Source organism: Luteococcus japonicus (assembly GCF_003752415.1).
Lineage (GTDB): Bacteria > Actinomycetota > Actinomycetes > Propionibacteriales > Propionibacteriaceae > Luteococcus > Luteococcus japonicus.
The window spans coordinates 3237388-3249233 of sequence record NZ_RKHG01000001.1 but is presented as its reverse complement, the minus strand read 5'-3'; the positions used below and the strand labels follow the sequence as shown (position 1 = coordinate 3249233).

Annotated in this window: 6 protein-coding genes and 3 rRNA genes; all 9 read right to left on the bottom strand. The window is 61.2% G+C overall.

Annotated features, from left to right (window positions below):
* Positions 1-54 precede the first annotated feature (54 nt).
* Positions 55-792, bottom strand: coding sequence for a TlyA family RNA methyltransferase (locus tag EDD41_RS15495; protein ID WP_094764816.1), 738 nt, complete (start codon positions 790-792; stop codon positions 55-57).
* The gene (locus tag EDD41_RS15490; protein WP_123576532.1) at positions 785-1009 is read right to left on the bottom strand and encodes a hypothetical protein; all 225 of its coding nucleotides are present in this window, start codon (positions 1007-1009) and stop codon (positions 785-787) included. Before EDD41_RS15490 ends, EDD41_RS15495 begins: the two co-directional genes overlap by 8 nt.
* Positions 1006-2001 carry an HAD-IIA family hydrolase gene (locus EDD41_RS15485; RefSeq protein ID WP_123576530.1) on the bottom strand — a complete coding sequence of 332 codons (996 nt, stop codon included), beginning with the start codon at positions 1999-2001 and terminating at the stop codon, positions 1006-1008. Before EDD41_RS15485 ends, EDD41_RS15490 begins: the two co-directional genes overlap by 4 nt.
* Entirely contained in the window at positions 1998-3149 is a 1152-nt protein-coding gene (locus EDD41_RS17675) for a hypothetical protein (RefSeq protein ID WP_245995678.1), read from the bottom strand. The genes EDD41_RS15485 and EDD41_RS17675 overlap by 4 nt, the downstream gene beginning before the upstream one ends.
* 106 nt (positions 3150-3255) lie before the next feature.
* A 5S ribosomal RNA gene (rrf, locus tag EDD41_RS15475) occupies positions 3256-3372 on the bottom strand.
* 73 nt (positions 3373-3445) lie between these two features.
* Positions 3446-6546, bottom strand: a 23S ribosomal RNA gene (locus EDD41_RS15470).
* 328 nt (positions 6547-6874) lie between these two features.
* Positions 6875-8391 (bottom strand): 16S ribosomal RNA (locus tag EDD41_RS15465).
* Together the 16S, 23S and 5S rRNA genes form the textbook arrangement of a ribosomal RNA operon.
* 708 nt (positions 8392-9099) lie before the next feature.
* Positions 9100-10362 (bottom strand): tyrosine--tRNA ligase, encoded by a 1263-nt coding sequence (gene tyrS / locus EDD41_RS15460; protein WP_123576528.1) that lies wholly within the window; start codon positions 10360-10362, stop codon positions 9100-9102.
* 55 nt (positions 10363-10417) lie between these two features.
* Positions 10418-11833, bottom strand: a complete 1416-nt coding sequence (gene argH, locus EDD41_RS15455) for an argininosuccinate lyase (protein WP_123577177.1) — start codon at positions 11831-11833, stop codon at positions 10418-10420.
* Positions 11834-11846: the final 13 nt, after the last annotated feature.

Sequence of the window (11846 nt, the reverse complement as noted above, 5' to 3'; positions counted from 1 at the left end):
GTCGGCATCCACGGGGTTCACCCTAGCCGTGCGCACCGACAACTTCCTGTTGGCTCAAGCGCGTTCGAAGCAGACGAAGTACTCGACATTGCCTGCTGGCCCCGGCAATTGGCTGGCCTCGCGCCAGACGGCACGCCAGCCCAACCCGGCGGCATGCTCCACGACCTCGTCGACCGCTCGCAGGCGCATCGCCTCCTCGCGCACCACTCCGGTGGAGGTGAGGTTCTTGCGGCCCACCTCGAACTGGGGCTTGACCATCAGCAGTGCCTTGCCCTTCGGCGCGACGGCCCCGAAGAGCGGTTCCAGCAACAACTTGAGGCTGATGAAGGAGACGTCGCACACCACCAGGTCCACGGGGCGGCCGTCGAGGTCGGCGAGCGTGAGGTCGCGCAGGTTCAGACCCTCCCGGACCGTTACACGCGGGTCCTGGCGCAGCGTGTCGACGAGTTGTCCGTGGCCGACGTCGACGGCATAGACCTGCAGCGCGCCACGGCTGAGCAGCACCTCGGTGAAACCGCCGGTGCTGGCACCCGCGTCGAGCACACGTTGCGGCACCTTCTCCCAACCCAGCGAGTCGAGGGCGCCGAGCAGCTTGAAGGCGGCTCGGGAGGCCCACTGCACGTGCTCGGTGAGCGTGATGCGCGCTCCCGGTGGCACCAGCTGGGAGGCCTTGTTGGCCTGCTTCGTCCCGATCGAGACCAGCCCGTCCTCGACGAGTTTGCGAGCCAGGCTGCGACTTCTCGCCAGCCCTCGCTCGACCATCTCGACGTCGAGCCGGTTTCCTTCAGCCATGCTGCTCCTGGGTACGGGGGCGCAGCACGCCCGGGATGGGTGTCTGGACCGCATTTCGGCTCGATTCCAGCACGCCCGTCAACACGTCCTGCGCGGCGCTGAGCCGCTCATGGTGCTCGGCCAGATCCACCTCGGACAGGTCGGCAACCTCGGCGAGGGCCCGGTCCACGACGGCATTGCCGGTGCTGGGCGGTGCGATGGTGGTGTCCTCGCTCATGGCAACTGGTCCAGCTTGTCGACGACCTCGGCCGAGGAGGCGGGATGTGTCCAGACGAGCTGCAGTACTGCCCACAGAGCGTCCAGTTGCTGCTCACGGTCGGTGGGGATCACCGCCAGTTCGACGGTCTGGTCCGTGAGCGTGGCTCGCTGCTCGCCGACCGTGCAGGTCTTCCCCTCGACCCGTGCCATGCGGGCGGGCTCCAACAGGGCTCGCAGGTCGAAACCGAGGTGAGTGGGACGAGCATCGGCGCCGGCGGCAACGAGGTCGCGCTTGCCGTGTGCGCCGGTGAAGACGAACAGCGAGTCCATTCCAACGGCGACAGCACCCATCACGTCGGTGTCCAGACGGTCACCGACGAAGACCGCCTTCTCGGTGCCCATCCGGCGCATGGTCTCGATCAACAGGGGGGTCGCCGGCTTCCCCGCCACCAGTGGCTCTTGCGAGGTGGTCAGCCCGATGGCATGGATCTGGGCCCCGGCCCCGGGGACAAGCCCCTTGTCGGTGGGGCGGGTGCTGTCGGTATTGGTGACGAACCATCGTGCGCCCCCCTGGATCACCAGGCAGGCGTCGTCCAGACGCGGCCAGGTCAGCTGGGGGTCGTAGCCCTGGATGGCCGCGACGGGATCGTCTGCGGAGCTCCACACCGGCTCCATTCCGACCGCCGCGACCTCGTCCGCCAGCGCCTCGGTCCCGACGATGAGGACTCGGCTGCCGCGCTCAAGGTGTTCGGCCAGCATCCGCGCTCCGGCCTGGGCACTGGTGACGACGTCCGCCAATTCCGCCGGGACTCCGATGCCGACGAGGTGGTCGACGACCACCTGCGGCTTCCGCGCGGCGTTGTTGGTGACGAAGCCCACCTTGGTCCCGCGTTGCTTGAGCGCCCGGATGCCCTCCGGGGCACCCTCCACCGCGGCAGGCCCGAGGTAGACGACGCCGTCCAGGTCGAAGAGCGCGGCCTCATAGTGGTCGACCAGAGCATGGTCCGTCATGCGTCATCCCCTTCGGACGGGAGCTCCTCGTCCTCGTCCTCGTCGTCATCCTCGACACTTTCGATCACGAAGCCGTCGAGGGCATTGATCCGGTCCTGCGTGTCCAGCAATTCCTCGGTGTCGTACTTCGCGGCGGAGACGAACCACTGGCGCGCAGCGTCCTTCTGCTCCGAGCTCTCCAACAGGTCTGCATAGGCGTAGCGCAGCCGAGCCTGGCTCTCCTTGGGAATGGTCTTGTCACCAATGGCATTCTTCAACAGGCGCAATGCCTCGGCGCGGTTGCCCATGTCATCGCGGGCGCCCGCCTCCACCAGAAGCATCTCGGTGCGCTGCACGGCATCCAGAGCCTGGCCGGCCGCTTCCTTCGCCAGCTTCAGCGCGTTCTCCGGACGGCCCAGGGCACGCTCGCAGTCGGCCATCACGGGCAGGTATTCGGCACCGCCGGTCATCCGACGCAGAGCCCGGTACTCATTGAGCGCCACGGCAAACTCGCCCGCGGCATAGGCGGTCTCCGCAGTGGCCTCGCGCACCACCGGAAGACGCGCCGCCCGACGACGGGCTGCCTCCGCGTGACGGTAGGCTAGGGCGGGATCCTCGTCGATCAGTTCACCGGCCGCAACCATGTGCGCGGCAACGATGTGTCCCAGGTCCTTAGGGAGTCCGCGCAGCTCGGCCCGGACGGAGAACGGCAGGAGCTTCTCGTCCACGCCCTCGGGTGTCTCCGGCTCGTCCTCACGAGCGGCCAGCCCGGGCCGCACGAAGTCCTCCTCATCACGACGCGGACGCTCATCACGACGGCGCTCATCCCGACCTCGGGCGCCACGGTCATCTCCACCCTGGTAGCCGCCCCGGTCATCGCGGCGATCACTGGTTCCGCGCGAGTCCTCACGACGGTAGCCACGGCCCTGTACCGGACGCTCGTCGTCACGACGGTATCCACGGCTCTCAGAGCTCGGACGCTCGTCATCACGAGGGTATCCACGGCCCTGTGCCGGACGTTCATCATCACGACGGTATCCACGGCTCTCAGAGCTGGGACGGTTGCCGTATCCGCGCTCGGGGCGCTCTCCCCGGTCATCACGACGCGGCGCGCGATCATCACGCCGGCCAGCGCCGCCCTGGGGGTTGTTGCTTCGGTTGTCAGCCATGAGTCCATCCTGCCGCACCCGCCCAGCGAGTGCGATCGATTCCGTTCCAGAACATGAAAATACCCCTGGGGAATCATTGAAATGATCCCTCCAGGGGTATTTGTAAGTCCGGCGGTGTCCTAGTCTCCCACAGAGTCCCCCCTGCAGTACCATCGGCTCTAAAAGGCTTAACTTCCGGGTTCGGAATGGGACCGGGTGTTTCCCTTTTGACATGACCACCGAAACACTATGGAAATATCAGTCGATTCCCGACCATATTTCGGGAACCACACAGTGGACGCGTAACACCTTTGTAGAAATACAAGCCCTCGGCCTATTAGTATCGGTCAGCTCCACACATTGCTGTGCTTCCACATCCGACCTATCACCCCGTGGTCTACAGGGGGCCTTACCAGATTATTCTGTGGGAACCCTCATCTTGAAGCGTGCTTCCCGCTTAGATGCTTTCAGCGGTTATCACTTCCCAACGTAGCCAACCAGCCGTGCTCTTGGCAGAACAACTGGCACACCAGAGGTTAGTCCGTCCCGGTCCTCTCGTACTAAGGACAGCTCTTCTCAAGATTCCTACGCGCGCAGTGGATAGGGACCGAACTGTCTCACGACGTTCTAAACCCAGCTCGCGTGCCGCTTTAATGGGCGAACAGCCCAACCCTTGGGACCGACTCCAGCCCCAGGATGCGACGAGCCGACATCGAGGTGCCAAACCATGCCGTCGCTGTGAGCGCTCGGGCAAGATCAGCCTGTTATCCCCGGGGTACCTTTTATCCGTTGAGTGACGGCGCGTCCACATGCCACCGTCAGATCACTAGTCCCGACTTTCGTCCCTGCTCGACCTGTCGGTCTCACAGTCAAGCTCCCTTGTGCACTTACACTCAAAACCTGATTGCCAACCAGGCTGAGGGAACCTTTGGGCGCCTCCGTTACCTTTTGGGAGGCGACCGCCCCAGTCAAACTACCCATCAGGCACTGTCCCTGAACCAGATCATGGTCCTAGGTTAGATATCCAGAACAGCCAGAGTGGTATTTCAACGTTGACTCCACAACCACTGGCGTGGCCGCTTCAAAGTCTCCCACCTATCCTACACAAGCTGTACCGAACACCAATACCAAACTATAGTAAAGGTCCCGGGGTCTTTCCGTCCTACTGCGCGTAACGAGCATCTTTACTCGTAATGCAATTTCGCCGAGTTCATGGTGGAGACAGCGCCCAAGTCGTTACTCCATTCGTGCAGGTCGGAACTTACCCGACAAGGAATTTCGCTACCTTAGGATGGTTATAGTTACCACCGCCGTTTACTGGGGCTTAAGTTCACCGCTTCGACTTGCGTCTAACAGTTCCCCTTAACCTTCCAGCACCGGGCAGGAGTCAGTCCGTATACGTCCTCTTTCAAGTTGGCACGGACCTGTGTTTTTAGTAAACAGTCGCTTGGGCCTGGTCTCTGCGACCCTCAACGCCGTCAGCAGCAAGTGCCTGGACGTGTCAGGTCCCCCTTATCCCGAAGTTACGGGGGTATTTTGCCGAGTTCCTTCACCATGATTCTCTCGATCGCCTTGGTATTCTCTACCTATCCACCTGTGTCGGTTTAGGGTACGGGCGGCTCACAACTCGCTCACGAAGCTTTTCTAGGCAACATAGGATCACTCACTCAACCAACCAAAGTTGGTCTCCCCATCATGTCTCAGGCTTGATGAAACGCGGATTTGCCTACGTCTCGCCCTACACACTTGACCCGGGACAACCATCGCCCGGGATGAGCTACCTTCTTGCGTCCCTCCGCAGCTTGCCTACTACATCATTGGTTCACAGACTCATGTGACCATCACCCGAAGGATCCAGACACACTCGCGTGCTTAGCATCAAATGATTCAGCATGGACGTTGTTTCGCCGGTACCAGAATATCAACTGGTTGTCCATCGACTACGCCTGTCGGCCTCGCCTTAGGTCCCGACTTACCCAGGGCAGATTAGCTTGACCCTGGAACCCTTGGATATTCGGCGGACGGGTTTCTCACCCGTCATTCGCTACTCATGCCTGCATTCTCACTCGTGTGCTCTCCACGACTGGGTCACCCCGCCGCTTCACCGTGCACACGACGCTCCCCTACCCATCCACACACCTGCCGTAAGGAGGTTAATATGTGAATGCCATAGCTTCGGTGGATAACTTGAGCCCCGCTAAATTGTCGGCGCGGAATCACTTGACCAGTGAGCTATTACGCACTCTTTCAAGGATGGCTGCTTCCAAGCCAACCTCCTGGTTGTCTGCGCAACTCCACATCCTTTTCCACTTAGTTATCGCTTAGGGACCTTAGCTGATGATCTGGGCTGTTTCCCTCTCGACTACGAACCTTATCGCCCGCAGTCTCACTGCCGCGCTCTCACTTTCCGGCATTCGGAGTTTGGCTGATTTCGGTAAGCTTGTGGGCCCCCTAGACCATCCAGTGCTCTACCTCCGGAAAGAAACACGCGACGCTGCACCTAAATGCATTTCGGGGAGAACCAGCTATCACGTAGTTTGATTGGCCTTTCACCCCTATCCACAGCTCATCCCCTCGGTTTTCAACCCAAGTGGGTTCGGTCCTCCACGACGTCTTACCGTCGCTTCAACCTGGCCATGGATAGATCACTACGCTTCGGGTCTAGAGCGTGCGACTCAAACGCCCTGTTCGGACTCGCTTTCGCTACGGCTTCCCCACACGGGTTAACCTCGCCACACACCACTAACTCGCAGGCTCATTCTTCAAAAGGCACGCCGTCACCCCAAAGGGCTCCGACGGATTGTATGCGATCGGTTTCAGGTACTATTTCACTCCCCTCCCGGGGTACTTTTCACCTTTCCCTCACGGTACTTGTCCGCTATCGGTCACCAAGGAGTATTTAGGCTTAGCGGGTGGTCCCGCCAGATTCATGCGGAATTTCAGGGGTTCCGCACTACTTGGGGTGACACTCACAAGTGAACAACTTACGACTACGGGACTATCACCCGCTCTGGTCCAGCTTCCCAACTGGTTCGCCTTCATTGATCATTTTTTACTTGTCGACAGAATGACAGTACTGTCAGAGTGGCCCCACAACACCGCATGTGCAACGCCTGTCAGCTATCACACACACACGGTTTGGCCTCTTCCGCTTTCGCTCGCCACTACTCACGGAATCACGGTTGTTTTCTCTTCCTGTGGGTACTGAGATGTTTCACTTCCCCACGTTCCCTCCAACTACCCTATACATTCAGGTAGAGGTTGCCGGACATGACTCCGGTAATTTCAAGGTTTCCCTATTCGGAAATCCACGGATCACAGCTCGTTTACCAGCTCCCCATGGCTTATCGCAGGTTACAACGTCCTTCATCGGCTCTTGGTGCCTAGGCATCCACCGATCGCACTTAGTAGCTTGTAAAATTCTACAAAGATGCTCGCGTCCACTGTGTAGTTCTCAAAATACGGGCGACACCACAACATCAACCAGACAAAACCCGATCTCAATCCATGGCTCGACAAGAAGGCGTCACCAACATGACCGACCCTTCAGGACCCAACAGCGTGTCACACCACCATCCACCAATCCCCACTTTCCACTCCCCCACAACAGGGGCTGTACTCACGAAAACCAGCATCCGATGATGCCTCAGTCAATGTTCCACAATCCAGAGCCACACTGGCCGTGAACGAACGCCACGGAACCAGGTGAATGACAACCACAAAAGCAGCTGTTCAAAGCTCCTTAGAAAGGAGGTGATCCAGCCGCACCTTCCGGTACGGCTACCTTGTTACGACTTAGTCCTAATCACCAGTCCCACCTTCGACAGCTCCCTCCTCACGGTTGGGCCACTGGCTTCGGGTGTTACCGACTTTCATGACTTGACGGGCGGTGTGTACAAGCCCCGGGAACGTATTCACCGCAGCGTTGCTGATCTGCGATTACTAGCGACTCCGACTTCATGGGGTCGAGTTGCAGACCCCAATCCGAACTGAGACCGGCTTTTTGGGATTCGCTCACCCTTACAGGTTCGCAGCCCTTTGTACCGGCCATTGTAGCATGCGTGAAGCCCTGGACATAAGGGGCATGATGACTTGACGTCATCCCCACCTTCCTCCGAGTTGACCCCGGCGGTCTCCAATGAGTCCCCACCATTACGTGCTGGCAACATTGGACGAGGGTTGCGCTCGTTGCGGGACTTAACCCAACATCTCACGACACGAGCTGACGACAGCCATGCACCACCTGTATACCGACCAAAAAGGGGCATCCATCTCTGAATGTTTCCGGCATATGTCAAACCCAGGTAAGGTTCTTCGCGTTGCATCGAATTAATCCGCATGCTCCGCCGCTTGTGCGGGGCCCCGTCAATTCCTTTGAGTTTTAGCCTTGCGGCCGTACTCCCCAGGCGGGGTACTTAATGCGTTAGCTGCGGCACGGATCACGTGGAATGTGACCCACACCTAGTACCCACCGTTTACGGCGTGGACTACCAGGGTATCTAAGCCTGTTTGCTCCCCACGCTTTCGCTTCTCAGCGTCAGGAAAGTCCCAGAGAACCGCCTTCGCCACCGGTGTTCCTCCTGATATCTGCGCATTCCACCGCTCCACCAGGAATTCCGTTCTCCCCTAACTTCCTCTAGTCTGCCCGTATCAGAAGCACGCTCAGTGTTAAGCACTGAGATTTCACTTCTGACGCAACAAACCGCCTACAAGCTCTTTACGCCCAATAATTCCGGACAACGCTCGCACCCTACGTATCACCGCGGCTGCTGGCACGTAGTTGGCCGGTGCTTCTTCTACGCATACCGTCACTTTCGCTTCGTCTGCGTTGAAAGCGGTTTACAACCCGAAGGCCGTCATCCCGCACGCGGCGTTGCTGCATCAGGCTTCCGCCCATTGTGCAATATTCCCCACTGCTGCCTCCCGTAGGAGTTTGGGCCGTATCTCAGTCCCAATGTGGCCGGTCGCCCTCTCAGGCCGGCTACCCGTCGAAGCCTTGGTGAGCCACTACCTCACCAACAAGCTGATAGGCCGCGAGCCCATCCCAATCCGCCGGAGCTTTCCAACACCCACCATGCGGCAGACGCTGAATATCCAGTATTAGCCGCCGTTTCCGGCGGTTATCCCAGAGACTGGGGCAGGTTACTCACGTGTTACTCACCCGTTCGCCACTCGTGTACCCCGAAGGGCCTTACCGTTCGACTTGCATGTGTTAAGCACGCCGCCAGCGTTCGTCCTGAGCCAGGATCAAACTCTCCGTTGAAAAATATCGACAACCACCACAAGGATGGCAACGTCGTCAATCAACAATGAATCCAACCACTGACAAAGAAACACCAAAACTGGCATTCCAATCAATAATCATACTCAAAGAAACCATAACCACCACCACAAACCCCCACAAAGAAGAGATCCGAAAGCAATGGCCACGGGTAAAACTTGGCATTGACTTTAGACACGCTGTTGAGTTCTCAAGATTCGGGCACGATCCGCGCTTCAGGCCTAACAACCATCCGCTTGGGGCAACTCGATCAAACTTACCGGTCTTCCTCGTGAGCGTCAAACTCGCGATTTCGATCGGCAGGAAGCCCTTTCGGTGCTTCCTCATCGCCTCGGGCGACTTGTCCTACTTTAGCCCCCCGAGGATTCCGAAGCAAATCCGGCAATCCTCGAAGTTTTCAGTAGATCTTGTCGTTGTTTTGGCGACTCAACCAACTTTATGTGGTTTTGGTCGCCGCGTCAAAACGACTTCCTCAATCACACCCGCCGTCCGCGAAACAACCCTGGGCGTACTAGTCACCCACGATCTCGGAAGGAGGTTCCTCTCGGTTCGTCCGCCGCATGGCCCGAAGACCTGCTGCGTCCGCTTCACCGGCGAGGCTTGGAACACATTAGTCATCCGGGCGCCAAGACGCAAATCGCGCCACGGGTGATGAACACCCGCGGCGCGAATTCGCTTGCCAGAAGCCAATCAGGAGGTGAACTCCAGGGCTCCGAGGGTCTTCTTGCCGCGTCGGAGCAGGGCGAAGCGGCCGTCGAGCAGGTCACCCTCGGTGAGCCGCTGCTCCGGATCGGTCACCTTCTGGTTGTTCAGGTAGGCGCCACCCTCATCGATCGCACGCCGGGCGGCGCCCTTGGAGGTCACCACGCCGGCCAGTGCCAGGGCTTCCACGATCGTGGGCAACTCACGACCCTCCGCACTGGTCACGCCCACCTCCTTCATGACTGCCTCGAGCGTGGCGGCTGGAAGCTCGCCCAGCTCTCCCCTGCCGAAGAGCGCCTGTGCGGCCGCCACGGCAGCCTCACGCTCGGCCACCGAGTGGACCAGATCCGTGACGTCGTCAGCCAGGGCCTTCTGGGCGGCTCGCCGGTGCGGTTCGGTCTGCGTGAGGTGTTCGAGCTGGTCGATCTCGTCGTGTCCGCGCGAGCTGAAGACCTTGAGGTAGTCGATGACCTTGGCATCCTCGGCATTCAGGAAGAACTGATGGAAGGCATAGGGCGAGGTCATCGTCGGATCCAGCCAGACCGTTCCGGACTCGGTCTTGCCGAACTTCGTGCCGTCGGCCTTGGTCAGCAGCGGGGTGCACAGGCCATGTGCCTTGCCTCCGTCGCTACGACGAATCAGCTCGACGCCCGAGGAGATGTTGCCCCACTGGTCCGAGGCGCCGGTCTGCAAGGTGCAGTTCTTGGTGCGGTACAGCTCCCGGTAGTCCAGCGACTGCAGCAGGATGTAGCTGAACTCGGTGTAGCTGATGCCCGATTCCAGCCGGCTGGCCACCACGTCACGCGCGAGCATCCGGTTGACGCTGAAGTGCTTGCCGACGTCCCGCAGGAAGTCGAGTGTGGAGATGTTCTGGGTCCAGTCGTAGTTGTTCACCAACTCGGCACCATTGGAGCCCTCGAAGTCGACGAACTTGGTCACCTGGGCGCGGATCCGCTCCACCCACTCCTCGACGACCTCCTTCGGATTGAGGTTGCGCTCGCTGGACATCCGGGGATCGCCGATCAGGCCGGTGGCGCCGCCGACGAGCAGCAGGGGCTTGTGGCCAGCGGCCTGCAGGTGGCGCCAGACCATCAGCTGCACCAGGTTGCCGAAGTGGATGCTGGGCGCGGAGGGATCGAAGCCCACATAACCGGTGACAGGGCCCTCGTCGAGATGGGCCGCCAGCGCAGCCTCGTCCGTGGACTGGTAGACCAGTCCCCTCCACTTGAGTTCATCCAGTACGGCATTCACCCGTCCAGACTAGTGGACGGGTGAATACGAACCGAATGGGTGCGGGAGGCTCTGGTCAGCTGGCTCGGACCGGGGCCCAGCCGTCGAGCCTGGCGAGCAGGTCGTCGGCCGTGGCGCGGCACTCGGCGAGTTGTGCCGCCACGGCCTTCTGCGCGGTGCCGCCACGACCGTCGCGGGCATTGATGGACCCCTCGACGGTGAGCACGGTGAGCACCTCGGGGGTGAGGTGTTCGTCGATCCGGGGAAGGTCGGCCTCGGTGAGGTCGAAGAGCTCCATGCCATTGGCCTCGCAGTAGCGCACGGCCTTGCCGGAGATGTCATGGGCCTGGGCGAAGGGAATCCGCTGACGCACCAGCCAGTCAGCCACATCGGTTGCCAAGCTGAAGCCCTGCGGGGCCCGTTCGGCCATCCGTTCGGTCTGGAAGGCCAGGGTTCCGATCATGCCGGCCATGGCGGGCAGCAGCATGTGCAGCTGGTCCAGACCGTCGAAGAGCGGCTCCTTGTCCTCCTGGAGGTCCCGGTTGTAGGCCAGGGGAAGACCCTTGAAGGTGGTCATCAGGCCGGCGAGATTGCCGACCAGACGGCCCGCCTTGCCTCGCGCCAGTTCGGCGACGTCGGGGTTCTTCTTCTGCGGCATGATCGACGAGCCGGTGGACCAGGCGTCGTCGAGCTTGGCGAAACCGAACTCGACGGTGGACCAGAGGATGACTTCCTCACTGACCCGGGACAGGTCGACGCCGATCTGGGCCAGCACATAGGAGGCCTCGGCCACCAGGTCCCGCGCCGCCGTGCCGTCGATGGAATTGGGGACCGAGTCCGTGAAGCCCAGGTCGTGGGCGACGGCCTGTGGGTCCAGTCCCAAGGAGGTGCCGGCCAGGGCGGCCGAACCGTAGGGCGAGATGGCCAGCCGAGCGTCCAGGTCCACGATGCGCTGGATGTCGCGCAGCAGGGGCCAGGCGTGGGCCAGCAAGTGGTGACTGAGCAGGAGCGGCTGGGCCGACTGCAGGTGGGTGCGGCCGGGCATCGGGTCCCCCAGGTGGTTGCCGGCCTGGGTGCACAGGGCGTCGACGACCTGGCGCACCTCGGCTGCCACGACGCGCAGTTCCTCGCGCAGATAGCTGCGCACCAGGGTGGCGATCTGGTCATTGCGCGACCGTCCGGCGCGCAGGCGTCCGCCGAGCTCAGGCCCCACGACCTCGATCAGGCCGCGCTCCAGTGCCCCGTGGACATCCTCATCGCTGGGGGCGGGGCCGAACTCCCCACTGACCACCATCTGGTCCAGCCGTCCGATCCCGGCGACCAGGTCCTCATGCTCCTGGTCCGTGAGCAGGCCGGCCCGGTGCAGCGCGTGCGCGTGGGCAACGGAGCCCGCCAGGTCATGCCGGGCCAGACGCCAGTCGAAGTGGGTGGACTTGCTGAGGGCGAACATGGCCTCCGCCGGTCCCCCGGCGAAGCGTCCGCCCCAGAGCATCCCCTCGGCGTGG

What these genes read in the sequence shown, in the direction of transcription:
- EDD41_RS17675 (WP_245995678.1), bottom strand. Translation starts at nt 3,149, where the DNA reads ATGGCTGACAACCGAAGCAACAACCCCCAGGGCGGCGCTGGCCGGCGT.
- argH (WP_123577177.1), bottom strand. Translation starts at nt 11,833, where the DNA reads ATGCTCTGGGGCGGACGCTTCGCCGGGGGACCGGCGGAGGCCATGTTC.
- EDD41_RS15485 (WP_123576530.1), bottom strand. Translation starts at nt 2,001, where the DNA reads ATGACGGACCATGCTCTGGTCGACCACTATGAGGCCGCGCTCTTCGAC.
- EDD41_RS15495 (WP_094764816.1), bottom strand. Translation starts at nt 792, where the DNA reads ATGGCTGAAGGAAACCGGCTCGACGTCGAGATGGTCGAGCGAGGGCTG.
- EDD41_RS15490 (WP_123576532.1), bottom strand. Translation starts at nt 1,009, where the DNA reads ATGAGCGAGGACACCACCATCGCACCGCCCAGCACCGGCAATGCCGTC.